At 64.8% G+C, this 26,136-nt stretch carries 17 protein-coding genes; 11 read left to right on the top strand and 6 right to left on the bottom strand.

What is annotated here, in order from left to right:
* Window positions 1-222: 222 nt before the first annotated feature.
* Genes ACVWY6_RS10650 through ACVWY6_RS10630 form a run of 5 tightly spaced genes read left to right on the top strand, consistent with a single transcriptional unit; the run spans window position 223 to window position 8,713 of the window.
* Window positions 223-2,352: a hydantoinase/oxoprolinase family protein gene (locus tag ACVWY6_RS10650; RefSeq protein WP_457537885.1), complete on the top strand. Its 2,130-nt coding sequence runs from the start codon at window positions 223-225 to the stop codon at window positions 2,350-2,352.
* Window positions 2,349-4,670 carry a hydantoinase B/oxoprolinase family protein gene (locus ACVWY6_RS10645; RefSeq protein ID WP_457537884.1) on the top strand — a complete coding sequence of 774 codons (2,322 nt, stop codon included), beginning with the start codon at window positions 2,349-2,351 and terminating at the stop codon, window positions 4,668-4,670. The genes ACVWY6_RS10650 and ACVWY6_RS10645 overlap by 4 nt, the downstream gene beginning before the upstream one ends.
* Window positions 4,667-6,358: a (2,3-dihydroxybenzoyl)adenylate synthase gene (locus ACVWY6_RS10640; RefSeq protein ID WP_457537882.1), complete on the top strand. Its 1,692-nt coding sequence runs from the start codon at window positions 4,667-4,669 to the stop codon at window positions 6,356-6,358. The genes ACVWY6_RS10645 and ACVWY6_RS10640 overlap by 4 nt, the downstream gene beginning before the upstream one ends.
* A gap of 20 nt (window positions 6,359-6,378) precedes the next feature.
* Window positions 6,379-7,956 (top strand): FAD-dependent monooxygenase, encoded by a 1,578-nt coding sequence (locus ACVWY6_RS10635; protein WP_457537880.1) that lies wholly within the window; start codon window positions 6,379-6,381, stop codon window positions 7,954-7,956.
* A gap of 19 nt (window positions 7,957-7,975) precedes the next feature.
* Window positions 7,976-8,713, top strand: a complete 738-nt coding sequence (locus ACVWY6_RS10630) for a TetR/AcrR family transcriptional regulator (protein ID WP_457537878.1) — start codon at window positions 7,976-7,978, stop codon at window positions 8,711-8,713.
* Window positions 8,714-9,344: 631 nt separating this feature from the next.
* Here ACVWY6_RS10630 and ACVWY6_RS10625 read toward each other — a convergent pair.
* The 3 genes from ACVWY6_RS10625 to ACVWY6_RS10615 form a co-directional block, all read right to left on the bottom strand.
* Window positions 9,345-11,231: a WXG100 family type VII secretion target gene (locus ACVWY6_RS10625; RefSeq protein ID WP_457537877.1), complete on the bottom strand. Its 1,887-nt coding sequence runs from the start codon at window positions 11,229-11,231 to the stop codon at window positions 9,345-9,347.
* Window positions 11,232-11,809: 578 nt separating this feature from the next.
* Window positions 11,810-13,192: an aminotransferase class III-fold pyridoxal phosphate-dependent enzyme gene (locus ACVWY6_RS10620; RefSeq protein WP_457537875.1), complete on the bottom strand. Its 1,383-nt coding sequence runs from the start codon at window positions 13,190-13,192 to the stop codon at window positions 11,810-11,812.
* A 16-nt stretch (window positions 13,193-13,208) separates the two neighbouring features.
* Window positions 13,209-14,699, bottom strand: coding sequence for a CoA-acylating methylmalonate-semialdehyde dehydrogenase (locus tag ACVWY6_RS10615; protein ID WP_457538583.1), 1,491 nt, complete (start codon window positions 14,697-14,699; stop codon window positions 13,209-13,211).
* Between the two features lie 145 nt (window positions 14,700-14,844).
* Here ACVWY6_RS10615 and ACVWY6_RS10610 point away from each other — a divergent pair, with 145 nt between their 5' ends.
* Window positions 14,845-16,452, top strand: coding sequence for a PucR family transcriptional regulator (locus tag ACVWY6_RS10610; RefSeq protein WP_457537873.1), 1,608 nt, complete (start codon window positions 14,845-14,847; stop codon window positions 16,450-16,452).
* Window positions 16,453-16,457: 5 nt separating this feature from the next.
* Here the strand turns inward: ACVWY6_RS10610 and ACVWY6_RS10605 are convergent, their stop codons facing one another.
* The 3 genes from ACVWY6_RS10605 to ACVWY6_RS10595 all read right to left on the bottom strand — a co-directional run bounded on the left by ACVWY6_RS10605 (window position 16,458) and on the right by ACVWY6_RS10595 (window position 20,269).
* On the bottom strand, window positions 16,458-17,297 hold the full coding sequence (locus ACVWY6_RS10605; protein ID WP_457537872.1) for an enoyl-CoA hydratase-related protein: 840 nt from the start codon (window positions 17,295-17,297) through the stop codon (window positions 16,458-16,460).
* An 87-nt stretch (window positions 17,298-17,384) separates the two neighbouring features.
* The gene (locus tag ACVWY6_RS10600) at window positions 17,385-18,368 is read right to left on the bottom strand and encodes an SDR family oxidoreductase (protein ID WP_457537870.1); all 984 of its coding nucleotides are present in this window, start codon (window positions 18,366-18,368) and stop codon (window positions 17,385-17,387) included.
* 59 nt (window positions 18,369-18,427) lie between these two features.
* Complete coding sequence (locus ACVWY6_RS10595) at window positions 18,428-20,269, bottom strand: helix-turn-helix domain-containing protein (protein ID WP_457537868.1); 1,842 nt, start codon at window positions 20,267-20,269, stop codon at window positions 18,428-18,430.
* Window positions 20,270-20,449: 180 nt separating this feature from the next.
* Here ACVWY6_RS10595 and ACVWY6_RS10590 point away from each other — a divergent pair, with 180 nt between their 5' ends.
* The 5 genes from ACVWY6_RS10590 to ACVWY6_RS10570 all read left to right on the top strand — a co-directional run bounded on the left by ACVWY6_RS10590 (window position 20,450) and on the right by ACVWY6_RS10570 (window position 26,130).
* A complete protein-coding gene (locus tag ACVWY6_RS10590) occupies window positions 20,450-21,949 on the top strand; it encodes an aldehyde dehydrogenase (protein WP_457537866.1) in 1,500 nt (499 codons plus the stop codon).
* 111 nt (window positions 21,950-22,060) lie between these two features.
* Complete coding sequence (locus ACVWY6_RS10585) at window positions 22,061-23,470, top strand: MFS transporter (protein WP_457537865.1); 1,410 nt, start codon at window positions 22,061-22,063, stop codon at window positions 23,468-23,470.
* Complete coding sequence (locus tag ACVWY6_RS10580) at window positions 23,467-24,657, top strand: FAD binding domain-containing protein (protein ID WP_457537863.1); 1,191 nt, start codon at window positions 23,467-23,469, stop codon at window positions 24,655-24,657. The genes ACVWY6_RS10585 and ACVWY6_RS10580 overlap by 4 nt, the downstream gene beginning before the upstream one ends.
* Window positions 24,658-24,701: 44 nt before the next feature.
* Window positions 24,702-25,154, top strand: a complete 453-nt coding sequence (locus ACVWY6_RS10575) for a cupin domain-containing protein (protein ID WP_030169786.1) — start codon at window positions 24,702-24,704, stop codon at window positions 25,152-25,154.
* Window positions 25,155-25,158: 4 nt separating this feature from the next.
* The gene (locus ACVWY6_RS10570) at window positions 25,159-26,130 is read left to right on the top strand and encodes an amidohydrolase family protein (RefSeq protein WP_457537861.1); all 972 of its coding nucleotides are present in this window, start codon (window positions 25,159-25,161) and stop codon (window positions 26,128-26,130) included.
* Window positions 26,131-26,136 lie beyond the last annotated feature (6 nt).

The raw sequence follows: 26,136 nt of genomic DNA, 5'->3' as shown, positions 1-26,136 counted from the left end.
GGGCACCGACGAACGCCAAGTTGACGTCTGTGACAATTATTCGACGCAGATGACAATTCGTCAAGCCCTCGCCTCCAGCGCGCTGAACTGCGCAAATCCGAGAAGAAGCGGCAAGATGGGTGAGGCGGCTCACAAAATCTGCTTGACATGTGTTCATCGGCGTCGAATACTCAACGTCGACGTAAATGAACACTTGCGCGGCAACTGAAGGAGAACCTGGCCATGGCATACGTGATCGGAGTGGACGTCGGCGGGACGTTCACCGATGCCGTCCTCGATGATGGGTCCGGCCTGCTGATCGGCGGCAAATCGCCATCGACACCACCCGACTACTCGCAGGGCGTGATGGACGTGCTGGAGGTGTTGGCAGAACAACTGGGCCAGCCGCTCGAGGAGATGTTGGCGAACACCCACCACATCGCGCACGGCACCACGTCGTCGCTCAATGCCCTGGTGATGGGCAACGTCCCCGACGTGGGGTTCTTGACCACCAAGGGCCATCGCGACTCGATCTACATCATGAACGTGGAGGGCCGCTATCTCGGGCGCTCACCCGAACAGCTGCAGAACGTGATGGCGCAGAGCAAGTCTCACGGACTGGTGCACAAACGCCACGCGCTCGAGGTCACCGAGCGCGTCGATCGTGACGGCCGCGTGGTGGTCGCTCTCGACGAGAACGAGGTACGCGCCGCCGTCACCAGCTTGCTTGCCGACGGCATCACCGCCATCGCCGTCTCGCTGCTGTGGTCATTCCGCAATCCCTCCCACGAACAACGCATCCGCGACATCGTGCACGAGATCGACCCCACCGTCTTCGTTTCACTCTCCAGCGAGGTCAGCCCCCGCATCCGCGAATTCGCCCGCAACGCAACAACAATCATGAGCACCCAGATCGGCCCGGGCCTGCGCGACTACCTCGGCGAACTCGAAGGCAAGTTGCGCGAGCACAAGCTCGCCGGTCCCCTGCTGGTGATGCAGAGCAACGGCGGAGCGGTCGCCGCATCGGTAGCTCCCGGCAACGCGATCTCCACAGTCGGCTCGGTGCTCACCGGCGGCGTGGTCGGGTCGGTATCCCTCGGACGTCAACTCGGGCACAGCAACATCATCGCCACCGATGCCGGCGGTACCACCTTCCTCGTCGGCATGATCGTCGACGGCGAACCTGTCCGCTCCTCGAGCACCATCATCAACCACCACCCCATCAACGTCCCGACGCTCGAGGTGCACGCCATCGGCGCCGGCGGTGGAGCCATCGCCTGGATCGATGCGGGTGGCAACCTGCAGATCGGTCCCCATAGCGCGCAAGCGGTTCCGGGCCCGGCCTGTTACGGACAGGGTGGCACCGAGCCCACCAACACCGATGCCAACCTGGTTCTCGGCATCCTGCCCGAGCGTGGCCTGCTCGGTGGCCGCAAAGCACTCAACCTCCAGCTCGCCCGCGAGGCCATCCGCACCCGGATCGCCGAGCCACTCGGACTGTCGGTGGAGGAAGCCGCTGCCGCGATCTACGCGGTGCAGAACGCCCAGACCGGAGATCTACTGCGCAAGACGGTGGTGGAGGCAGGACACGACCCCCGCAACTTCATCGTCTACGCCTTCGGCGGTTCGGGTCCAGCGCACTGCGGCCTCTACGCGCAGGAGATCGGGGTCTCGCAGGTGGTGGTGCCCCTCGGGCAAGTGGCCTCGGCGTTCTCGGCCTACGGTCTGGCCTCGTCCGACATCGTTCTGGCCAAGGAACTCTCGGATCCCGCCGCACTCCCGCTCGACCCGGCGCGGGTGGAACAGAACTTCAAAGTCCTGGAAGAGCAAGTTCGCGAACAGCTCGATCGGCAGGGCCTTCAGTTCAAATCCGTGCTCATCGAGCGCGAGATCGACATGCGCTACGCGATGCAGCTGGCCGAGGTGGCCACCCCGATCCCTGGCGGATCGTTGACCTCCACCGAGATCACCGGAGCTGCAGAGGCATTCGAGAACCGGTACGCCGAGCTGTACGGAAAAGACAGCGGCTTCCGCGAAGCAGGGATCCAGGCCATCACCTACCGCGTCCGCGGCACGGGCGTCCTCCCCTTCACCCCCGAACTGCCCGAACTCGAGGTCGCCGAATCGCCGGATGCGAGCGCCGCGCACGTCGGCGTCCGCAAGGTGTGCCTCGACGGACGCCAGGGATACGTCGACACCGACATCTACGACTACGCAGGCCTACGGGCCGGGCACGTTCTGCGCGGACCCGCCGTCATCGAAGTGCCCACCACCACTGTGGTGGTGCCGCACAACACCACGGGCGAGATCGATCGCCTCGGCAACCTCACCATCACCGCGACCCGACCTGAGATCCAGGAGTATCACTCATGACCGCACCGATCCCCGGCTCGGAAGTCTTCTCCAGCCGACCCGTCGACGTCGACGCTCTCGCCAGGTCGTTGCCACCGACGCTGCCCATCCACACCGTCACCCAACAGCAGATCGATGAGCTCGACCCCCTCACCTACGAGGTGATCCGACACCGATTGTGGTCGGTCACCGACGAGATGGGTGATGCCCTCAAGCGGATGTCAGGTTCGCCGATTGTCACCGACGCCAACGACTTCGACTTCGCCGTCAGCGACGAACTCGGGCAAGAGGTGCAGGTGGGCCTCTACAACACCATGCTGGTGGGTGCCGTTGACCTGGCCATCTACTGGACGCTGCAGCACCGGTCGAGCAACCCCGGCATCACCGAGGGCGACATGTTCCTCTGCAACGACCCCTGGGTCGGCGGCGGACTGCACCAGAGCGACGTGATGGTCTACCAACCGGTCTTCTACGACGGCAAGCTGTTCGGGTGGACCAGCGCCATCTGCCACGAACCCGACCTCGGTGGCTCCGGGCTCGGCTCGTTCGACCCCGCAGCCAAAGACGTGTTCTCCGAATCACTTCCGACACCACCGATCAAGGTGGTCCGCGACTTCCAGCTGCAGCGTGACGTCGCCGACGTGTGGGTCCGACGCTCCCGCGTCCCGATGCTGGTGGGGCTCGACCTGCGCGCCAAGGTCGGCGCCAACAGTGTGGGCCGCGACCGTCTGCTGGCCGTCATCGAACAGTACGGTCCCGACACCGTCAAAGCCGTGATGAAGCGGATGATGGCCGACGCCGAGAGCCGCCTGCGGGCCAAGCTGACCGACCTGCCCGACGGCACCTGGCACGCCACCGGGTACCAGGACCAGTCGAGCGTCGGCGACCGCGAGGTCCACAAGATCACCCTCGCGATGACCAAGAAAGATAACCACCTCTCGTTCGACTTCACCGGCACCGATCCGCAAACCGGCGTCATCAACTGCACGTACGCCGGCATGCGCGGCGGGGTCATGCTGGCTCTACTGCCGATCCTCGCGGGCGATATCCCCTGGTCTGCAGGTGGTCTGATGCGATGCTTCGACCTGATCGCCGAGGAAGGGACGATCAACAACGCCACCTTCCCGGCCGCGGTCAGTCGCGGCCCGATCGGCCCGGCCTGGTTGACCGGCAACCTCGTTGCCGAATGTCTGGCGCAGATGCTCGACCGCCACATCGAACTCGGCAAGAACGTCATGGCCTCGTGCTGCGGTACCTGGGACACAGCCGTTGTCGCCGGACTCGACGAACGCGGAGAGCAACCGGTCCCCTTCCTCAACATCCTGATGGAACCGATGAGCGGTGGCTACGGCGGGCGCCCGGTGGCCGACGGCATGGACACCGGCGGACTGTTCTGTATCCCGATGGGCCGCATCCCCGACACCGAGATGACCGAATTCCTCTACCCGCTTCTGACGTTGTGGCGCAAGGAAGAACCCGACTCGGGTGGTCCCGGACGTCATCGCGGCGGCGTCAGCGCATCGTTGGCCGTCACCCCGTACGGCACGAGCCTGCCGATGGGGCTGGTGTTCGCGTCCGCGGGTAAAGCCGTCGCACAGAACTCCGGACTCGCCGGCGGCCAACCGGGTAACACCGGGCTGGAGATCCTGGCACGCAACTCCGGGATCGATGAACTGTTGGCGCAGGGCACCATTCCCGGCTCGCTCGATGATCTCGGCGAGAACAAGGAGATCGGCGCTTGCTACGCCGAGAGCTACCTTGCGCCCGGTGAGGTGCTGTACATGCACTGGCAGGGCGGCGGCGGTTACGGCGATCCCCTACGCCGCGACCCGGAATCCGTTGCCGTTGACGTCCGCAACGGCAAAGTCACCACCGACGGTGCTGCCATCAACTACGGCGTCGTGGTCACCGACGGCGAGGTCGACGCCGCGGCCACCGATGAGCATCGCGCTGCTCTGAAGGACGAACGGCGAGAACGCTCCGAGATCCCCACCGACCAAGAGGCGACGCTCGACCTGACGCGGGCTCGGCGCCTGGACGACAACCTTGTGGAGGTCACGATCGGTGACGCCCGCGTGGTGGGATGTGCGCACTGCGGACGCCTCCTCGGCGATACCAAGACCGGCAAGCTGTCGCTGGCCATGTACGAGGGCCCGTCCAGTGCTGCAGGCCCGCAGGTCACCTCCGATCCCACCGAATACGTCGACACCCCAGTGGTTTTCCGGCAGCAGTGCTGCCCCGGATGTTGGACTGCGGTGTACTCGGGGATCGTCCCGGCCGACCACCCCGACCACGTGGCCGAACTGACCCAACTGCTACCGGCGGTGGCCGGCAAATGACCGTCACCACGCCGACCGGCCGCTCTCGCTGGGGAGCCCGGCTGGTCGACTATCCACCCGACAAAGCCGAACAGTACCGGCGGTCAGGGTCGTGGACCGACCAGCCGGTGGCCGACCGGCTGCACCGCACGGTGCTGCGGTATCCCGACCGGGTTGCCGTGGTCACCGACACCGGCTCGCTGACATACGACGAGCTGGGACGCCGCACCGATCAGATCGCCGCTGGGCTGGCTGATGTGGGCCTCGAGCCGGGTGACCCCGTGCTGTTCCAGGTGACCAATCGCATCGAAACCGTCCTCGCCTGGTACGGCTGCCTCAAGGCCGGGTTGGTGCCGGTGGCAACACTTGCCGCGCACCGGGGTCACGAGATCGGACACATCAGCCGAGCGGTCGGCGCGGTGGCACACGTGGTCGAGGCGGGACTCTCGTTTGATCTCGTGTCGTTCGCACAGGAGCAGGCGGCCAATCATCCGACGATGCGCACGGTGCTGACGGTCGGGGCTGCTGACGACGTAGACGGAACGCATGCGGTGGAGAGCTTGGGTTCGGACATCGTCGACGACGTCGCACGCGAACGAGTCAAACGCATCCAGGCCGCGATCGACCCGCTTGATGTGTGTGCGTTCCAATTATCAGGCGGCACAACAGGTGTGCCGAAGGTCATCCCGCGTCGGCACGTGGAGTACTGGGACAACGCGCGTCTCTATGCCGAGCGGCTCGGGTGGACCGAAAAGACCCGCGTCGCGCATCTGATCCCGTTGATCCACAACGCGGGCATCACCTGCGCACTGCACGCCGCACATGCGGTCGGCGCATGCCTCGTTCTGGCCACCCCCGATGCGCCGAGCGCATTCCGGTTGATGGCGCGTGAGCAGGCCACCGACGTCCTCATCGGGCACGGCCACTACCAGGCGGTGACGAGCGTGGCGTTCGACGAACCACGGTCGCATCTGCGCACTGTTGTCCTCTCCGGCGCCAAGCCGAGTCCAGACCTCTTCGCTCGCGCTGATGGCGACGACGGACAGCGGGCCGGTCAGCTGTTCGGGATGTCGGAGGGGTTGTTCCTGGTGACACCTCTTGACGCGCCGCAAGCGGCACGGTCGGCCACGGTGGGCACCCCCGTCGCGGTTGACGACGAGGTGCTGATCCTCGAGCCCGGGTCAGAGGCTGTTCTCGCCGATGGCGAGGTGGGCGAATTGTGTTGTCGCGGCCCGTACACGATCCCCGGCTACTTCGATGCGCCCGAACACAATCGGGCCGCGTTCACGTCCGAGGGCTTCTACCGCACCGGCGATCTAGCGCGCATCACGGTGATCGACGGCGTCCGCTACGTGTCTATCGAGGGCAGGATCAAGGACCTGATCAACCGCGGCGGCGAGAAGATCAACGCCGAGGAGATCGAGCTCCTGCTCGTCAAGCACCCCGCCATTGCGAACGCAGCGGTGGTGGCCATGCCTGACCCGCGGCTCGGCGAGAGAACATGCGCCTATCTCGTTGCCGCTCAGGGGGACACGGTGTCGATGGCAGAGGTGCAACGTCATCTCGATTCCCTGGGTGTGGCGAAGTTCAAATGGCCCGAGCGACTCGAATGGCTCACCGCCCTACCGCAGACCAACGTGGGAAAGATCGACAAGAAGCAGCTCCGCGCCGACGTGGTCGCCAAGCTCGCTGCTGCCGACACCCCGTGAACCAGTGAGGACAATATCCGATGAAACTACAGCGCATCGCTGTGCTAGGCGGAGGCCCCGGCGGTCTCTACGCCGCCCGGCTTCTCAAACGCAGCCACCCCGACGCCGACGTGACCGTCTACGAACAGGGCTCGCCTGACACCACATTCGGCTTCGGCGTCGGGCTGGCGTCGCGGACCCAACGCAATCTCCGCGAGGCCGATCCCGCCTCACTCGAAGCCATTGTCGACGTCGCCTACTCGCACGAGATGTCGATGCAGGTCGGCGACGCCGTCTCGAGGCTTTCGCACGGTGAGTTGCTGGCCATCGCCCGCACCATGCTGTTGGAGGTGCTGCAGCATCACGCGGTCGCTGCCGGGGTGCGTCTGGAGTTCGGGCAGCGCCGTGGGGTCGGCGATGTGGACGCGGATCTGATCATCGCCGCCGACGGCGTGGGCAGCGTCACCCGCACCGAGCTCGCAGATCAGTTCCGCCCGCAGATCACCACCGGCAAGGGTCTCTACCTCTGGTGTGGAACGGATTTCGTACTGCCGAGTGCCATCTTCACTCCGGTGACCACCGAGCACGGCACCTTTGTAGCCCACGCCTATCCCTATGCACCCGACCGCAGCACGTTTCTGATCGAGACGGATGAGACCACTTGGCGCAATGCCGGTTTCGATGTGACGACCGAGAACATCGGCCCCCTCGACAGCGACACCCAGTCGCTGAAATACCTGCAAGACGCCTTCGCTGCGACCCTCGGCGGGCATCCCCTGATCGGCAATCGCACGCGGTGGCTGAAGTTCCGCACCGTCACCTGCGAACGCTGGCATGCAGGCAACGTGGTGTTGCTCGGCGATGCCGCGCACACAGCGCACTATTCGATCGGGTCGGGCACCAAGTTGGCGATGGAAGATGCCATCGCACTGGACCGCGGGGTGCGGGAGGCGTCGTCGCTCGAGGACGCGTTGACTGCCTACGAAACCGCACGCCGGCCCGGCGTCGAATACCTGCAGTCGATCGCAGCGCGCAGCGAACTGTGGTGGGAGTCTTTTCCGGGGCGCATCGATATGCCGGTCGATCAGCTGATGGTGGCGTACATGACTCGTGCCGGAAAGGTCAGTCTGGAGCGTTTTGCGCAGTCGGCGCCCGATGTCGCCCGGCGTGGGCTCGCCGAGTACGGTGACGTGCGGCCGGACGAGGTTCCCGATAGCGAGGTCGGTGAGTGGGTGTTGCGACGTCCGTTGCGTCGCAACGGATTTACAGCACCGACTCGGGTGGCTGACGGATCGCTGCGGTCGGATGCGGGCACTGCGGTCGTCGAGGTCCACGTCGATTCGGCTTGGGGCACGGCAGCAGATGGACTCATTGACGATATCCCCGCCGCGTCCGTGGTCTGGCTGACCGGACCACCTCAGCGAGACGCTGTGCTCACCCGGCTGGATGTGGGCGAACGGCTGCGGCAGGCCGGGAACATTGTGGTGGTGGAGGCGCCGGACGCATGTCGAAGCGACTTGAGTGCGGGACTGGTGAGCCTGCGGACGGACCTGGTCCACATCGTTGATGGCGCGGTGATCGGCGGCGCACTCGACGACGTTCACGCGGCGACGGTGTGAGGCGCACTATTGTTCGCTCATGACCAAGTCGACGCCGGACGGGACACCGTCGACCGCCACCGGTAAGCCGGGCGTACGCAGCAACTCGCGGCGCGAGTTGGTGGAGCGCGAGATCATGGAGCAGGCCACGCGGCTGTTCGCCGAAAAGGGGCTGGCCAGCACCACGCTGCAGGACATCGCCGACGCCACGGGCCTGACCCGCCCGGCGATGTACCACTACGTCAAGAACAAGGACGAGCTGTTCGCCCGGCTGGTCAGCGAGATCGCCGAGGAACCGGCGGTGTTGCTGCACGAGATCAACCAGCGCACCGACCTCGACCCGGCAGCCAAGATCCGCGAGATGGCGATGTCGATTGCTTTGCACCAGATGCAGACACAAGACCGATTTCGGTTGCTGATCCGTTCTGAGGCCGAGCTGCCGCCGGCGCTGGCCGAAACCTATCGACAAAGCCGTCGTCGGGTGTTGCGGGAGATGACCACCGCGATGAACGAAGGGATCGCTGCCGGGGTGTTCCGCGCGGCCGATCCCCGCGTTGCGGCACTCGGCATCATCGGAATGCTGAACTGGATCGCCTGGTGGCATCATCCCGGAGACACTGACGACGACCGGGACGTCGCACAGCAACTCGCCGACATGGCTGTCAGTGCGGTTCTCGAACCCGACGCCGATTCCGCGGAGCCGGGGCCCGATCGCATCATCGCGCGCATGCGGCAGAACCTGGACTATTTGGAACAGTCGTTGCGGGTTGAGGAGTGAATTCGAGGAAGCTCTGATGCTGGTTATCGGACTGACCGGAGTCGATCCGCGCCCGCCGTTGTCTACTCTTTAGAGCACGATCACACAATCCGAATGTCATCTGCCGATGGTCAACTGTATTGATCATCACCCTCAAACCGAATGCAAGACGAAACCGATATAAGTTCGTACGTCTGAGTGCCGTCAGCCGTCGCATCGACCCGCAGCAGGACGAAGTACCCGCTATCGTTCGCCACTTTTCTATTCGCGGGTGAACCTGATGGTTTCTTTACCGCAGAGTAGCCGCGTCTTTCCAGAGCAGCGAATCCACGCTCGATATCTTGGACTTCTGAGGGCGTAGGTTCCAAAAGTGTCTGTTCGACTCGCAAACTCCACGGCGGCCCTGTAGCCAGACTGTTCTTGCCAGTCGCACAGCCAGTCATACTCGGGGGCGGCGACAACGGGTCCTCAGGAAACGGGTTGGCAACGTCCCATTCAGGAACGACCTCGTGCAAGTTGACGTTGATGGTTCGCCAAGCTTCGTCTCGTGGAATGTCACGCACGACTGGATCTGCGGCGTTGGAGCCGAAGCATCCAGCCAGCAGTCCGCTCACAAGGACAGCCGTCAAGGAACCTTTGAGGGTCTTCATCTTCACCACGGCAGTTTGAGCGGAACGTCGGGCAGGGGGCCTGGCAGGTCTATATCTCCGTCCAATGGATCAAGGAGTGGCCCTAACGGCGTAACTCCCATCACCTCCTCGGCAACATCCCATGCTGGGTCCGTAGGCCGGTCAGATTCATGCTCGACATAAGGAGTCGGATCACCTCCGGTGATGACTTCAACCATATTTTGAAATCCTCCCGACTCGCGATCATCCCAGTACCCGCCGTGCCCACGGCCACCCTCCACTAGTCCTTCGGGGTATTTCGGGTTGTCCCCGCTGTAAGTACCTGTGTCGAGCCGGGTTACGCCCGGCATGCTGTCCGGGTCGCCCCCGTGAGGACTCCCTGGCATCGACTGAATGTACTGAATCGGGTCACCTGGGGCAGTCAACGAGAACCGTTCGACATTGGGGTTGGCGTTCTGCCATTGTCCGTCGAAGACTCCAGTTCCCGCCGACGACGCGTAGATGACCCGGTCTGCATTGAGGCCGAGCTGTTCGGCACTCCCGACTGCCGACCCGCCGTACGAGTGCCCGATAAATGTGGTTTTCGCGTCCGGTGCGTGCACAGCAATCTCAGCGTCGAGCTCCCGTCCGAAACTCACCAATCGAGGTGCCATGTCTCGGGCAAACTGAGGATCTGCGGCCGAACCTTCGATCGAGTCTGAAATACCTGGGATGCCGCCGGCGATAAAGCCGCCCACTGCGCCGGGAAGGCCTAGCGGGCCGCCGGCCACCAGTGAGGGGATTGCGCCTGTCAAGCCGCCCTTACCTGCATCGACAAGTCCTTCGTGGCCCATACTTTGCGGTAGGTCACCGTCCATATAGACGAACACCGGGCCGTTCGTCTTGTGGGCCAGATTCCAGGCAGCGGACGTATTGGTGTTGCTGCCGTTCAGATTTGACCCCGTTCCGGGTACGTACACAGTGGCGTTCTTGGTATCCGATGTGAGGCCTCCGATCATCTCGACATACCGGCCGTTCTCCGTGTTCTCGAAAGAGATGAACTGTCGCTCGACCTTGCGATCCTCGACGGTACGATCTGCCTTTTCTTTTCTGTCCGTGGTCTGTGCTGGATCGTTTTGCTGGCGAAGCAGCTCGCGAAGCATTTCGACCCGATTATTCCTGCCTGGTACATCGTTGCCGGCCTGAACCTCGTTGCTTATGGCATTGCGAATGTTGATCTCGTTTGCAACTCCCCGTACCGCGAACGGAACACCATTCGTGTTGCCCATGAAGACTGGGTCGGCCTGTACAAGTCGCCGGACATCCTGTTCGCTCATGCCCGCGAGGAACGCACGCCGCTCCGCTTCAGACATGTCGCGGAGTCTGGCGATCACCGCGTCACCGTCCATCCTGGTGCCGTCCGGCAGAACCACGTCGGGTTGGCCATTGACCATCGCGGCGAGATCGCCCTGTAGCGCCTCGATTCGGGTTCCGTAGTCTTCGTCGAGAGTGTCAATCGTAGTCAACCCGCGCTGGATATGGCTCTCATAGTTGTCCGCGACTTCCTTTTTGGCCTTGTCGGGATGTGTGACCTCACCGGCGTCAGAGACGGCACAACCGTCGTGCAACGCGCCGTCGACTTGCCCGAGGACGAATGTGCGGGAGTGCGCCAAATCGTGCGCGGCGTCCTTCGTCTCATCCGCGATCTGCTGCAGCACATTACGCACTTCGTTGGCGTGGTCTTGCTCTTCCTTGACCTTGTCTTGGGCGGCGAACCTGGTCTTACCTGACCACTGTGTGTTGGCGTACATGGCACGAACAACCGCGTCCACGGCCCCATCGAGCACCGTTGCGTTGTCCTGGGCCGTGGTGCCGGCATCGGTCAGCTCGCCAGGATTCCAGCCGCGTAGCTGGGAGATTGTCGGACGCATCAGCGCGGCATCAACCTGGTGAAGGAATCGGCAGCGGTGCGGTCGTTCTCACTGGACGTCACCGTGAAGGTCCGCAAATTCTCACCAAGCGTCGTCAGTCTGCCGCCGATCGACTCGGTTGCGTTGGTCGCGGCAACACTGCACGCCACAACCGCAGCGAAGGTTCTTGATCCCGAGCCACTGGCACACGCCATGCCAGAGAAATCCAACCCGTTTACAACGACGCCCTGTTGCTGCCACGTGCTTGCGGTCGCCATGACCTCCGCCGGACTGATACTGAACGTCTCGCTGACATCGTTCGGAGCCACCCCTACCCCCAGACCTATCCGCGCCGAGCGCGTCTACTTACGTTCGGCCTTCACAAAATGCGGATGACCGAACGACTCCCCCGGTCGGAAATGGTACATCGCCGGCCTGACGGTCGCTCGCGGTGCAGTACGCCACTCGACGGGCCGCATCTGACCCCCGCAGCACCTAGATGCCCCCACTCGCAACGTCAGTCACACCCCGCTTAGAAACCCGAGGCGGCTCGGTCTGTAGACCGAGCAACCCCGAGAACTTGTCGCGTCAGCGGACGGTCAGGACACCACATGCCGATCGGCCACGGTGAGCGCGGCGTCGAGAATCGCAAGTCCTTCACGCACCTCGTCGTCGCTCACCGTGCACGGTGGCACCGCGTGGATCCGGTTGAAGTTGGCAAACGGCAACAGCCCGTTCGACTTACAGGCAGAGACCACCTCGTTCATCGCGGCGCTGGTGCCGCCGTACGGCGCCAGCGGTTCGCGTGTGGACGGGTTGGCAACCAGTTCGATGGCCCAGAACACCCCTAGACCACGCACCTCACCGACCGACCGGTGGCGCGCGGCCAGCTCGTGCAATCCCGGCCCGAGCACCTCACTGCCAATGCGTGCGGCATTCTGGACGATCCTCTCGTCCTCCATCGCATTGATGGTGGCGACCGCTGCCGCCGTGGCGAGCGGATGACCGGAGTACGTCAGACCGCCGGGGTACGGGCGATCGGCGAAGGTCGCGGCGATGGCGTCGCTGATGGCAACACCGCCGAGTGGGACGTAGCCCGAGTTCACTCCCTTGGCGAAGGTGATCAGGTCGGGCGTGACATCAAAGTTGTTGATGGCGAACCATTGTCCGGTACGGCCGAAGCCCGCCATCACCTCATCGGCGATGTAGGTGATTCCGTAGCGGTCGCAGATTTCACGGACGCCGGCCAGATATCCCGGCGGCGGCACCATGATTCCGGCGGTGCCCGGCACCGACTCGAGGATGATGGCCGCAAACGAGGCGGGGCCTTCCAGCGAGATCAGCCGGTCCAGATGCTCGAGGGCACGCTGGCACTCCTGGTGTTCGTCGGCGGCATGAAAGGCCGAGCGGTACAGGAACGGTCCGTCGAAATGCACGGTGCCGCTGGTGCCGTAGTCACTCGGCCAGCGCCGGGGATCCCCGGTCAGGTTGATCGCCGTGTCGGTGCCGCCGTGATACGACCGGTAACGCGAGAGCACCTTGTACCGGCCGGTGTGCAGTCGCGCCATGCGAACCGCATGCTCCACTGCATCGGCACCACCGTTGGTGAAGAACACGCGGTTGAGGTCGCCGGGTGTTCGCTCGGCAATCAACCGCGCCGCCTCGGACCGCGCCGCATTGACGTGCTGCGGAGCGACGGTACACAGCTTGGCGGCCTGTTCGGCAATCGCGGCAACCACTTTCGGGTGCTGATGGCCGATGTTTGTATTCACCAGTTGCGACGAGAAGTCGAGCAACCGGTTGCCTTCGCCGTCCCAGATGTACGAGCCCTCCGCGGCCACGATGGTCATCGGATCGATCTTGGCCTGCGCCGACCACGAGTGGAACACGTGCCGGCGGTCGAGTTCGTAGGCGCGGCGGCCTTCGGCGATGGCGACGTCGAACTCCTGGCCGGTCGGCAGGGTGGAAGCTACTGCAGTCATTAGAGGAACTCCGTGATCAGTTGTTCTGCGGGAAGCCGAGATTGATGCCACCGTGGCTGGGGTCGAGCCAACGTGTGGTGACCACCTTGGCGCGCGTGTAGAAGTGCACCCCTTCGGTGCCGTGCGCGTGAGTGTCGCCGAACAGCGAGTTCTTCCAGCCGCCGAAGCTGTAGTAAGCGGTGGGCACCGGGATCGGGACGTTGATGCCCACCATGCCGACCTCGATCTCGTTCTGGAACCGACGTGCCGCGCCACCGTCGTTGGTGAAGATGGCGGTGCCGTTGCCGAACGGCCCGGAGTTCACCAGATCGATGGCCTCGTCGTAGGTGTCCACGCGAACAACTGACAGAACGGGGCCGAAGATCTCGTCGGTGTACACACTCATGTCGGTGGTGACGTGGTCGATGAGCGTTGGGCCGAGCCAGAATCCGCCCTCGCCACCGTCGGCCTGCACCTGGCGTCCGTCCACCACGATGGTGGCGCCGTCGGCTTCGCCAGCATCGACGTAAGAAGCGACCTTGTCGCGGTGGGCTTTGGTGACCAGCGGCCCCATGTCGGTGCCGCGTGTGCCGTCGCCGATCTTCAGGCCCACGGTGCGGTCGGCGATCTTCGCCACGAGTTCATCGGCAATACCGCCGACGGCCACGAGCGCGGAGATGGCCATACACCGCTCCCCCGCCGAGCCGAAGCCGGCATTCACCATGGCGTCGGCCGCCAGATCGAGATCGGCGTCGGGAAGAACGATGGCGTGGTTCTTGGCCCCGCCGAGTGCCTGCACACGCTTGCCGTGCGCTGTTGCCGTTGAATACACGTACTGCGCAATGGGTGTGGAGCCGACAAACGAGATTGCCTTGATCGCCGGGTTGGTCAGCAATTCGTCGACCGCGACCTTGTCACCCTGCAGCACGTTGAACACGCCCGCCGGCAGACCTGCCTCGGCCCACAGTTCCGCGAGCCACAACGCCGCCGACGGGTCCTTCTCACTCGGCTTGAGCACCACGGTGTTTCCCGCAGCAATGGCAATGGGGAAGAACCACATCGGGACCATGGCAGGGAAATTGAACGGGGAGATGATGCCGACCGGCCCAAGCGGCTGGCGAAGCGAGGCGACATCGACCTTGGTCGAGGCGTTCTCGGTCATCCCACCTTTGAGTAAATGGGCAATGCCACAGGCGAACTCGACCACTTCCTGGCCACGGCTGATCTCACCGAGCGCATCGCTGACCACTTTGCCGTGCTCGGCGGTGATGATCTCGGCCAGCTCACCTTTGCGGGCGTTCAACAACTCGCGGAAGGCGAAGAGAATCGTGGTTCGCTTGGCCAGCGAGGTGTCACGCCATTCGGGGAATGCTGCTCGCGCAGCATCGATCACCGTACGGGCGTCGGCGACGTCCGCCAGCGCCACGTTACCGGTCACCTGACCGGTCGCAGGGTTGGTGACCGGAGCGGTGCGGTCGGCTGCGCCGGAGAAGGCTCGGCCCCCACTCCAGTGGCCGATGGTCGACACGGTGGCAGCGGGTTTGTCGGCAACGGTCTGAGTCACGGGGGTCCAATCGTCGGGGGGACTTCTCTGGTTCCAGCATCCACGCTGACCAGCCCCGATGGGGCCGACAGTATGTATGTTTCGAATGTGATTGCCTTACACTATGTAAATGCAGCCGACCATCGCGGACATCCTTGCACTCCCGGTGGTCCAGGCCGGGCGGCCCGAACTGGTGTCCGACGGCTCCCTTGAGTCGCCGGTCCGCTGGGTGCACGTCAGCGACCTCGCCGACCTGTCCGATCTGCTCGAGGGCGGCGAGCTGGTACTCACCACCGGCCGCGCGCTGGCCGATCCCCCTACGCGAGACACCTACCTCGAAGGGCTGGTCGCGGCGGGCGCGGTCGGACTGATCATCGAGCTGGGCGTCCACGTCGACGAGGTGCCGAGATCGGTCATCGAGGCCGGCCGCTCACTCGCCTTCCCGGTCATTGCACTGCACCGACAGATCCGGTTCGTACAGCTCACCGAACAGGTGCACCGCACCATCGTCGCGGATCAGTACGGCGAACTGGAGTTCGCCCGCAACACTCACGAGACCTTCACCGATCTCAGCATGCGCCGAGCGAGTGTGGACGAGATAGTCACTGCGGCGGCACAGATGCTCGAGGCACCGGTGGTACTCGAAGATCTGAACCGGCAGGTTGTCGCCTTCTCCGGCACCGAGCCCGCGACATTGCTGGCCGATTGGGATCGTCGATCCCGCCTGACCCCTGAGGTCGGCAGCCAGAGCCACGCCGACCCCGACGCATGGCTGGCCCGGCCCGTGGGCGCGCATCCCCAGACCTGGGGCCGGTTGATCGCGCCGCAGACGCACGATGCCGACAACCGGTCGGTTGTCATCGTCGAACGAGCCGCTCAGGCAATCGCCCTCAACCGGATGACCGAGCAGGATCGCAGTTCGCTCGAGCTCCGTGCACAGGGCGGCTTGATAGACGACCTGCGGCACAACCGCATTCGCACCGAGGCAGAAGCAACGGCCAGAGCGTTCGCGCTGGGGCTTCGACCCAGCCCCGCCTACATCGCGATGACCATCCGGCTTCGTGATGCCGGTCGCGCTGATCAAGTGCTGGTGCAGCAACGACGAGCCCGCATCCTCGACTCGGTCACCCACGCGATCAAGGTCGGGCGGCACACGGCGCTCACCACAGCGTCCGAGGGCGGGCGACGTATCGACGTGCTTCTCGCCCAGCGGCACAGCTCTTCCGAAGCCCAGCGCGTCGAGGAGATGACCGACGTGTGCGTAGCTATTCAGCAGAGCATCATGCGGGTCGAGGGCGTGAACCGATGCGTCATCGGAGTCGGCCCGGAGTCGACTCAGATCATCGATGCGGCACAGGGACTCGACGAATCCGGGCACGTTGCCGACGTTGCCCTCGCGCTTCCCGACAACCGCCCGTTCCATCGCTCATCTGACACGCGCCTTCGTGGACTGGTCGCCTTGATCCGCGACGATCCGCGGGTGCAAGCCTTTGCCGAAACCGAACTGCGCGGACTGCTCGAACACCGCGCCAAACACGGTGACGTACTGTTCGCGCTACTACGTCGTTACCTCGATCTCGGCGGCAACAAAGCCGAACTCGCCAAATCGCTGAGGCTTTCGCGCCCCACCCTTTATGCCCGACTGGACACCCTGTCGCGACTACTCGACGCCGACCTCAACGACGCCGAGTCGCGCACATCGCTGCATGCAGCGTTGATGATCATCGACCCAGCGTGAGTGGTTCATCCGAAAAGATCTGGCAATCCGTCGGACACCTTCAGCGGAAACTCGGGAGCCCGCTTCTCCAAGAACGAGTTCACACCTTCACGCACATCATCTGACGTCCCGCGAATGAAAATTGCCTTCGACTCCGCGTGGTGCGCAACCTCGGGGCTCTCAGCACCGAGCATTTTCCACATCAACTGCCGGGTGAGCGCCACCGACACGGGTGCGGTCCCCGCGGTCAGTTCGGTCGCGACCTCGATTGCGCGGTCGAGGACCTGATCGGCGGGGACGACCTCGCGCACGAGCCCGCGTTCGAGCGCCTCGGCCACCGGCACCATCTTGCCGCCCATCGCCCACTCCAGCGCCGTGGAGATACCGACGATGCGGGGCAGGAACCAGTTCGAGCAGGCTTCGGGCACCAATCCGCGACGCACGAACACAAATCCGAATTTGGCTGTCTCCGAGGCAATTCGAATGTCGGCGGGCAAACTCATCGTCACACCGACACCGGCGGCCGGGCCATTGATTGCCGCGACCACCGGCTTGGTGGCACGGTAGATGCGCAGGCTCACCCGTCCACCCTCATCCGGTGGGGCTTCCCCGGTACCGCCGTCGTCGAGAACAAAGGTGTCGCCTCCACCCCCGAGATCGGCGCCGGCACAAAATGCTCTGCCCCGCCCGGTGATCACCACGGCACGGATCGAGTCGTCGGCATCGCACTCGTCGAACACGTCGATCATCCGACGGTGCATCTCGCTGGTGAAGGAATTGAGCCGGTCGGGTCGGTTCAGCCAAATGATCCCGATGCTGCCCCTGCGCTCCAGCTCGACCACGGATTCCGACTTTGTATCCGACACAACAACTCCTCTGATCGCCTCAACACACCGCTTGCGAATCAGACAAGCAGAGTCAGCACGCGATGGCGGATCGACCCGCCGTAACGGTCAGTCGAGAACGGTCGCCAAATCGGCGAGCGTCTCGGCTGCGGAGTACTTGGGCTCCCAGCCAAGTACGTCACGGGCCTTGGAGGTGTCCATCACCACCGACGTCTTCAGGATGTTCACCCACTCGGCGTCCGAGGGCTTCACGGGGAGACGGTTGATCACCTCGGCGACCACATTGATCGACGACGACGGAACCTTCACGGGCTGGGCACCGAGGACCCTTCCGATGTCGGAGAGCGAGACGGTTCCCGAACCGGCGATGTTGTAGGCACCGGCAGGCGCATCGGTGGTCGCGCACAAGGCGATGGCACGGGCGACGTCGTCGTGGTGGACCAGTTGCACGGGCACCCCGGTGTCCGGGAACGGCACCTTTGCGAAAGGGATCGAGCCGGCAACTTTACGTACGGGCTCGGGAATGTAGTTCCACGGCATCGCATCTGCCAGGGCTGTCGCCTTCGGCCCGGCAACGATGCACGGGCGGAGCATGAAGAGTTCGATCGTCGCATCCTCGGTGATCTCGGCGATGACCTTCTCGACCTCGGCCTTCTGCTCGGAGTAGTAGTGCTCACTCGAACCTCGGGTGGGCACGTCCTCGGTCAGCGGCACCGGGTTGTCGGAGTGATATCCGTACGCCGCGACCGACGAGGTGTAGACGATGCGCTTGGGACGCTCGGCCGCGATGGTCGCCTCGAACACGTTGCGGGTGCCCGCAAGATTGATGCGTTGTCCCTCGGTTCGCGATCCGAGCACGAGGAACGCGAGATGGACAACCACGTCGGCATCGCTGACCAGGGAGTCGACCGCGTCGCGATCGAGGATGTCACCCTGGCGGTACTCGGTTTTGGTCCAGCCGTGCGACGACGGGTCGAAGTCGCGCCGCGCCATCCCGAGTATTCGATCAACCCCCGGATCGGCCTCGAGGGCCGTGACTGCCGAAATCCCGATTTCCCCTGTCGGCCCTGTGACCGCAACTGTGAGTCCCATGACCGGGGAGGTACCCCGGCGCCACATGGAATATGCGTGAGTGTCCACAGATGCAGAACTCACTCGTGCAAGCGAGACACCTGCTGCGTCGCAACGTCGCGAACCACAAGTGCAGTACTGAACTCCACCAGCGCTGCCGGGTCGCCGAGATCGGCCCCGGCCAGTTGTTCAATCCGGCGGACGCGCTGCTTGAGTGTGTTCGGGTGGACGTGCAGTTCGCCGGCGGCCTGAGCCCGATTCATTCTGCGACGCAGCAACACTCGTAGGGTCGAGACCAGCTCGGTGCCGTGGGCTTGGTCATAGCGCAACAACGCACCCAGAGTGCGGTCGGCAAAGGCAAGGAGTTGGTCGGCGTCGTCCAACTGGAGCAACAGGCCGCTGATCCCCAGGGCGGGCAACGTCACCACACCACCGACGCGACCGGCATGCACCGCAATGTCCAGCGCACCGCGAGCCGCGCGGTAGCCCTGCTGGTGGGTTCGATGCCCCGCACCGGACACGGCTACCGTCGCCTCGGCGCTCCCCGCGACACGCGCCACCGCCCGGTGGACGGCGGCAGCCGCCTCGGCGAGCGAATCACCCTGCCCATCAGAGTGATTCGCACCGCTCACAACATCAGAGTCCGGCATGGGCCACAGCACCACGATCATTCCCCGGTACATCGCCGCCAGCGGGCGCGGTTGATGTGAGCGCGCCACATCGGCCACCGCCGTCAACGCTCGGCGGTAGATCCGCGTTCGTTGCGCGTCGTCGTCCACGGCGATCGACGCCACGATGGCCACGTGTGTCCGGGTGAGGTCATGGCCGAGTCTGGCGGCCCGAGCGGTCACCTGTGCCGGCACACTCGTCCCGGCTGCCAGCACATCGGCGAGCAACTCGCCGCGCAGCCGGTGTTCCACCTCGATGCCGGTCTGGAACCGGAACATCTCGAGGGAGATGACCAACGACGCGTGCTCGATCGCCCGCTCCCCCGTGGGGTCCAGGGGTCCCGGAATGCCGGGAAACCAGATACGCGCCACCACCTCACCTGCGAGCAGGACCGTCGACACCCAGCAGTGTCGCCCCGACCCATCGTCGGAACGGACCTGTATCGGCTTCGCGGACTGGGTGTCGTCAACGGGGGTCGCTGCCCGGCGTTGGGCATCGGGAAGTCCAGAGACCTCACCGGCTGTTGCCAAGACATTGCCCTGCGCATCCTCCACCAACACGGGCCTGGCGATCAAACCCGTGAGAACCTGTGCAACACCGTCGATTCCACCAGATCGCAGCGTCACCGCGAACAACTGCTCATGAATCTGCTCGGAGCGGGTGAGCAGGTCGCGTTGCGCGCGCAACGACTCGTTGAGGTTGCGCAGTTCGTCGAGACGACGGGCCGAAGTAACGGCGATGGCAGCGTGGTTGGCGAGTAGCCCGAGCCGCTCCACCTCCGCGGTGGTGAACGTGTGGATCGGCTGGTAGTAGCCGTTCAGGGTGCCGATCACCTCGTCCTGAGCGATGAGCGGAACAGCGACTATCGCGCGGTACCCCTGCTCGCGCGCAGGCCACCCCCAGGGAGTGAAGCCGGGCTCGGCCATGATGTCTCGGATGTACACGGGCTCTCCGGTGTGAAAAGCCCGCGCCGACGGCGAGGTGCTGTCGAGACCGATGGGATGATCGGCGTTGACCCGGTTGACGTACTCCTCCGACAACCCCGACCACCCGGTGATCGCGAGTTCGGTCACCGCATCGTTGGGAGTGAGCACCCCGCAAAAGTCGAAGCCCAACAACGCGCGAGCGGTCGAGGCCACCAACCCCAGCACTTCCTGCAGGTCAGCCGCCGACGTTGCCGCCGAACTCAGCTCCCGCAGTCCGCGCAGCCACATCACCAACTCGGTGGACGGTTTGCCGGGTGCGCGGGTCACCACTCCAGACTGCCACTACCCGCTATGTCCTGAGGGGACATACCCGCAAACTAATGGTGTCGGTAGCGACATTGATCCAGATCACACTCGACGGACAGACTCATTTCAGATCACCGACCAACCCGCCACAAGGCGCAACCAACCGGTGACCGGACGACCAGTCGAGACGAAGGATCAGGGATGACGGACACAGCCACCACCTCACCCGCCAGTGCGGCGTCGGCGCCCACCGGGGAAACGGCCACACGCGAGATCATCAACCCGGCCACCGGCCAGGTGATCGAGATCCTGCCGGAGCAAGATGCCGCCGAGGTCGATGCCGCGGTCCGCTCGGCGCTGGCGGCGTTCGAGTCGGGTCCGTGGGCCACGATGGTGCGCAGCGAACGTGCCCGGTTGCTGCTGCGATGCGCCGACGCGATCGAGGCGGCATCCGAGGATCTCTTCCGGCTCGAGACCGTGAACAACGGCCGTCCGGTCACCGAGACCCGCGCCCAGCTGTCGCGGGTACCGGAGTGGTTCCGCTACAACGCCGGCCTGCTCAGCGCGCAACGCAACGCCGTGTTGCCCAGCGACGGCCCCTATCTCACCTACCAGGAACGAACCCCGCTCGGGGTGTGCGGCATCATCACCCCGTTTAACCATCCCATGCTGATCCTGGCGCGTAGCCTGTCCGCGGCACTGGCCAACGGGAACACAGTGGTGGTCAAGCCCTCTGAACTCACACCGCTGACCACGTTGGCCCTGGTCCGGATCCTCGCCGACGCCGGCGTGCCGGACGGGGTGGTCACCGTGGTCACCGGCGGCCGCGAAGCGGGCATCCGGCTCACCAACCACCCCGACGTCGCCAAGATCACCCTCACCGGTGGGACCGAGGCCGGCCGCGCCGCCGCGATGGCCACAGCCTCCCGATTCGCCCGTGTCACAGCAGAATTGGGCGGCAAGACCCCTGTTTTGGTGTTCGATGACGTCGACCCGGTGGTCGCGGCGGAAGGGGCGGCATTCTCCGCGTTCGTCGCTGCAGGCCAATCCTGTGTCGCGGGCTCACGCTTCCTCGTCCAGCGCGGTATCTACGACGCTTTCGTCGCCGCGCTGAGCGCCCGCGCCTCGGCCATCCGCATCGGCGACCCCGCCGACCCCTCAACGCAGATGGGTCCACTCATCAGTGAGGTGCAACGCGGCAAGGTCACCGCACTGATCGCCACCGGAATCGACGAGGGCGCCCGCGTGGCGGCCGGCGGATCGGTCCCCGACCTCACCGCCGACCTGCAACACGGCTACTTCCTGCAGCCCACCGTCCTGGCCGACGCCACGATGGAGATGACTGTGGCACAACAAGAGATCTTCGGACCTGTCGCCGTGGTGATCCCCTTCGATGACGAAGCCGAAGCAATCTCGATGGCCAACAACAACCGTTACGGCCTCGGCGCCGGGGTCTGGACCCGAGACATCGCTCGCGGACACCGGGTGGCAAGCCGAATCGTCGCCGGAATGGTGTGGGTGAACGACCACCACCGACTCGAACCGTCGCTCCCCTGGGGTGGCGTGAAGGAATCGGGCACCGGCAAGGATGCGGGCACCGAATCGTTTGACGACTTCTCCTGGATCAAAACGGTTGTCGTGCGCACCGCCGACGACCATGTCGACTGGTACGGCGACACCGAGCAACAGCGCCTCAACTAGTCGAACGGCCGGCCCGGGACAGATCGAAGTGTCTCGGCGCCAACACTTCTCCTGTTGCACGTGGGTGCCGCAGCGCTGAACGCTGCCCACCCGAACCCGAAAGGAGCGTCGATGTCGACGCCACACACCACCCCTGGCCCGGTCCGCCCGAGCTGGCGCACCGAGATCAGCCGAATGCAATGGCTCGTGCTCGTCGGAACCACACTGGGATGGGGACTCGACGGCTTCGCCGGCAGTCTCTACGTCCTGGTCCTGGGGCCGGCGATGCGAGAACTGCTTCCGCACAGCGACATAGCCGCCGATTCGAGCGCCATCGGCTTCTACGGCGGCTTGACCGTCGCGCTGTTCCTGGTCGGATGGGCGCTCGGTGCCATCTTGTTCGGCATACTTGCCGACTACTTCGGCCGCACGCGGGTGCTCTCGCTCGGCATCCTCACCTACGCGGTGTTCACCGCCGCGGCCGCCTTCGCCGACACCTGGTGGCAACTGGGCATACTTCGGTTCATCGCAGGCCTGGGCTCCGGTGTCGAGGCACCGGTCGGCGCAGCACTCATCGCCGAGACCTGGCGTAACCGACACCGGGCTCGCGCCGGCGGCGTGATGATGTCCGGTTACGCCGGCGGCTTCTTCATCGCCTCAGCGGTCTACGCGCTCTGGGGCAGCCTGGGCTGGCGATTCATGATGGGACTGGCCGTCATTCCCGCGCTGTTGGTCTGGTTCATCCGCCGCTACGTTCCCGAGCCTCCCGAGATCGAGGCCAGCATCCGGGCACGCAAAGACCGGAAGGCGCGCGGCCAAGCCACCGAAGAAGACAGCTTTGTCCTCCGCCGACTATTCGCACCTCCGCTTCTTCGACCCACGCTGGTGTGCACCGCGCTGGCCACCGGCTCATTGATCGCCTTCTGGAGCGTGTCCACCTGGTACCCCCAGATCATCCGGAACATGACCGAGGACAGTGCGCTTCCCGATTCGCTTGCCGACCATCGGGTCGCCATCGCCTCGATGCTCTTCAACGCCGGCGGCATCATCGGCTACGCGTCGTGGGGTTTTCTCGCCGACGCACTGGGCCGCCGCAAGACGTTCGCGTTGAGTTTCATCGTCTCGGCCGCAGCCATTGTCTACGTGTTCCCCTTCGGTCACAGCTACACCGAATACGTTGTCGCGATGCCGATCCTGGGCTTCGGCCTCTTCGGCGCCCTGTCCGGAACGTTCATCTACGGCCCCGAGCTGTTCCCGCCCAGCGTCCGCGCCACTGCCCTGGCACTGAGTAACAGCGTCGGCCGCCTCGTCACGGCCTCGGGACCCCTCATCGCAGGAGTCATCGCCACCTCCTGGTTCAGCGGCAACCTGGGACTCGCAACCGCGACCATCGCCGCCGTCGGACTCATCGCGGTCATCGGTTTGCTCTTCGCCCCCGATACCCGTGGCACGGCAATGCCCACCGATTCTTCGGCCACCACCGAACCACCCCACACCGATCCACCCCGGCCGGCCCTGACCCGAGAGGACAGCCACTCATGAGTACCTACAGCAACGCCACCGCCATCGTCATCGGAGGTTCGATCGGTGGCCTCACCACCGCCCTGCTCCTGCGCGATCTGGGCTTCACCGTCGACGTCTACGAGCGCACCGCATCGGCTCTCGACGGACGCGGCAGCGGAATAGTGTTGCAACCCGACACCATGCGCTGGTTCACCGAACGGAGCAACCAGCAACCCACCGCGTTGAGTACGTCCACGTCCAAGGTCCAGTACCTCGGCGACGGCAACGAGGTGATCTACAGCGAGGACCGCACGTGGACCTACACCTCGTGGGGCACGTTCTACCGGGCGCTGCTCGCCGACTTCGGCGCTGACCACTACCACCTCGGCGAATTGGCCTGCGGCTTCGACCAATCCGACACCAGTGTCACGGTTCGCTTCGTCAGCGGGCGAGTCGAGACCGCTGACCTGGTGGTCTTCGCCGACGGCATCACCTCGTTGGCCCGAGAGCGCTTCGATCCCGAGTCCTCACTGCACTATTCGGGCTACGTCGGCTGGCGGGGCACCGTTCCGCTGGCGTCGCTGTCGGGACCCACCCAAGACCTGATGCACGACGCAATCAGCTACTGCGTGATCCCCAATTCACACATCACCCTCTACCCGATCCCCGGTGAGGAGGGCGTCGAGCGGCAGCACCGGTTGATGAACTACGTCTGGTACCGCAACGTCGCACCCGGACCCGAACTGAGTGAAATGCTCGTCGACAAGCGAGGTTTCAGCGGATCGGTCTCCATCCATCCCGGCCAGGTCCAAGACCGCTACGTCGCCGAGATGCGCGATACAGCTGCCCGAATGCTGGCACCGGCCGCGGCCGAGGTGGTCACCTCCACCGAACAGCCGTACCTGCAGGTGGTGTCGGACGCCCGTTCGTCCCGGATGGCACAGGGCCGCGTGGCCCTGGTCGGCGACGCCGCGTGCAGCGCCCGGCCACACGCCGCGGCGGGCACTGCCAAAGCTGCTGCCGACGCCTGGGCACTGGCCGCAGCACTCGAAGCCGCCGACGGCGACATCGCAACGGCACTGCGCAAGTGGGAACCCGGCCAGCTCGAGCTCAGCGAATCACTACTGCGACGAGTCGTCGACATGGGCGAGCGGTCACAGTTCCACAACAGCTGGGTCCCCGGCGACCCCGACCTCCGGTTCGGTCTCTACGGACCCGGCCGCTGACCGCAAACGATCACCTCGTAATACCTCTCGAAGGAGCAAAGACCATGACCGAGAACAGCTTTCTGAACGATCTGCCGCTGGCCGGCGACCTCGTCGCCACAGACTTCCAGGGATGGCCCGAGTGGCTCAAGGCCGAGTTCGCCGAGAACGCCCATGACGGCAACGTGGGCTCACGGCTTCTCAGCGAGAACGACCGCGTGCGGGTCTGGGAGATCCGGCTCGCGCCGGGCGAACGCTGGCACGCGCACCGGCACGTGCTGGACTACTTCTGGACCGCGATCAATGCCGGCCGAAGCCGTCAGCACACCCACGACGGCACCGTGCGCGAGGTCTCCTACTCAGCCGGCGAGACCCGCCACTTCCGCTTCGGGGAGGGCGAGTTCCTGCTGCACGACATCGAGAACATCGGCGACACCGACCTGGTCTTCTCCACCGTCGAACACCTCGACAGTGCAAACGCGCCGTTGCCTCTGGCTCCCGCCGACGGAAACATCTGAGGACATGATCACCGAACCCATCGCCGCCGGCGTGATCGACGTACACGCCCACTGGCTGCCCCGAGAATTGTTCGGACTGCCGCCGGGCTCCCCGTTCGGAGCCATGCACGACAGGGAAGGGCAGCTGTTTCTCGGCCAGACCTCCCTGTCGATCGACGCCTCCGCGATGAGCGACGTACCGGCGATCCTGGACGACATGGCGCGCAACAACATCGGGGTACGAGTGTTGTCCGCACCTCCGTTCGCCTTCCCCATGCAGGCGGACGGCACCGAGACCTACGTGGACGACTTCAACAACGCACTGGCCGACGTCGTCGCCGGATCCGGTGGCGCACTGGTGGGCTTGGGCATGGTGACGATCGGAGACCCCGACACCGCCACCGCACAGATGAAGAAGCTCGCTTCGGTCCCCGGCATCGCCGGTGTTGCCATCCCACCGCTGCTGGGACCCGACTCCTTGGACCGGGGCCCCCTCCGCCACGTGCTGTCCACCGCAGCGCAACTGCAGCTCGCAGTCCTCGTGCATCCGATGCAACTCCCCCGCCCCGAGTGGTCGGACCACTATCTGGCCAACCTCATCGGCAACCCCGTCGAGACCGCGACGGCTGTCGCGTCGCTCATCCTCGGAGGCGTCAAGGACGAATTACCTGATCTGCGAATCTGTTTCGTGCACGGTGGTGGTTGCTCGGCGGACCTGCTCGGCCGGTGGACCCACGGCTGGCGGAACCGGCCCGATGTTCGCAGAGGTTCTGCCCGACCGCCCACCGCGGCGTTTGCGGAACTCTACTTCGACACCGTCACCCACGATGCCGGTGCACTGCGCCTGCTGATGAAACATGCTGCCGACGACCATATCGTCTGCGGCAGTGACTATCCCTTCGACATGGCCGAGTCCGACCCCGTCGGATTCGCCGCCGCGCACGGGCCCGGGTCGACGTCGCTGACCTCGGCCGCCCGGTCATTCCTCGGCCTGTAGAAAGAG

The organism is Williamsia sp. R60, assembly GCF_054063855.1.
The sequence above is the reverse complement of the archived record's forward strand: the minus strand, read 5'-3'. Positions and strand labels throughout refer to the sequence as shown.

Excerpts from the sequence above, each read along its gene's own strand:
- ACVWY6_RS10650 (WP_457537885.1), top strand. The coding sequence starts at position 223 with ATGGCATACGTGATCGGAGTGGACGTCGGCGGGACGTTCACCGATGCC.
- ACVWY6_RS10645 (WP_457537884.1), top strand. The coding sequence starts at position 2,349 with ATGACCGCACCGATCCCCGGCTCGGAAGTCTTCTCCAGCCGACCCGTC.
- ACVWY6_RS10640 (WP_457537882.1), top strand. The coding sequence starts at position 4,667 with ATGACCGTCACCACGCCGACCGGCCGCTCTCGCTGGGGAGCCCGGCTG.
- ACVWY6_RS10635 (WP_457537880.1), top strand. The coding sequence starts at position 6,379 with ATGAAACTACAGCGCATCGCTGTGCTAGGCGGAGGCCCCGGCGGTCTC.
- ACVWY6_RS10630 (WP_457537878.1), top strand. The coding sequence starts at position 7,976 with ATGACCAAGTCGACGCCGGACGGGACACCGTCGACCGCCACCGGTAAG.
- ACVWY6_RS10625 (WP_457537877.1), bottom strand. The coding sequence starts at position 11,231 with ATGCGTCCGACAATCTCCCAGCTACGCGGCTGGAATCCTGGCGAGCTG.
- ACVWY6_RS10620 (WP_457537875.1), bottom strand. The coding sequence starts at position 13,192 with ATGACTGCAGTAGCTTCCACCCTGCCGACCGGCCAGGAGTTCGACGTC.
- ACVWY6_RS10610 (WP_457537873.1), top strand. The coding sequence starts at position 14,845 with ATGCAGCCGACCATCGCGGACATCCTTGCACTCCCGGTGGTCCAGGCC.
- ACVWY6_RS10600 (WP_457537870.1), bottom strand. The coding sequence starts at position 18,368 with ATGGGACTCACAGTTGCGGTCACAGGGCCGACAGGGGAAATCGGGATT.
- ACVWY6_RS10590 (WP_457537866.1), top strand. The coding sequence starts at position 20,450 with ATGACGGACACAGCCACCACCTCACCCGCCAGTGCGGCGTCGGCGCCC.
- ACVWY6_RS10585 (WP_457537865.1), top strand. The coding sequence starts at position 22,061 with ATGTCGACGCCACACACCACCCCTGGCCCGGTCCGCCCGAGCTGGCGC.
- ACVWY6_RS10580 (WP_457537863.1), top strand. The coding sequence starts at position 23,467 with ATGAGTACCTACAGCAACGCCACCGCCATCGTCATCGGAGGTTCGATC.
- ACVWY6_RS10575 (WP_030169786.1), top strand. The coding sequence starts at position 24,702 with ATGACCGAGAACAGCTTTCTGAACGATCTGCCGCTGGCCGGCGACCTC.
- ACVWY6_RS10570 (WP_457537861.1), top strand. The coding sequence starts at position 25,159 with ATGATCACCGAACCCATCGCCGCCGGCGTGATCGACGTACACGCCCAC.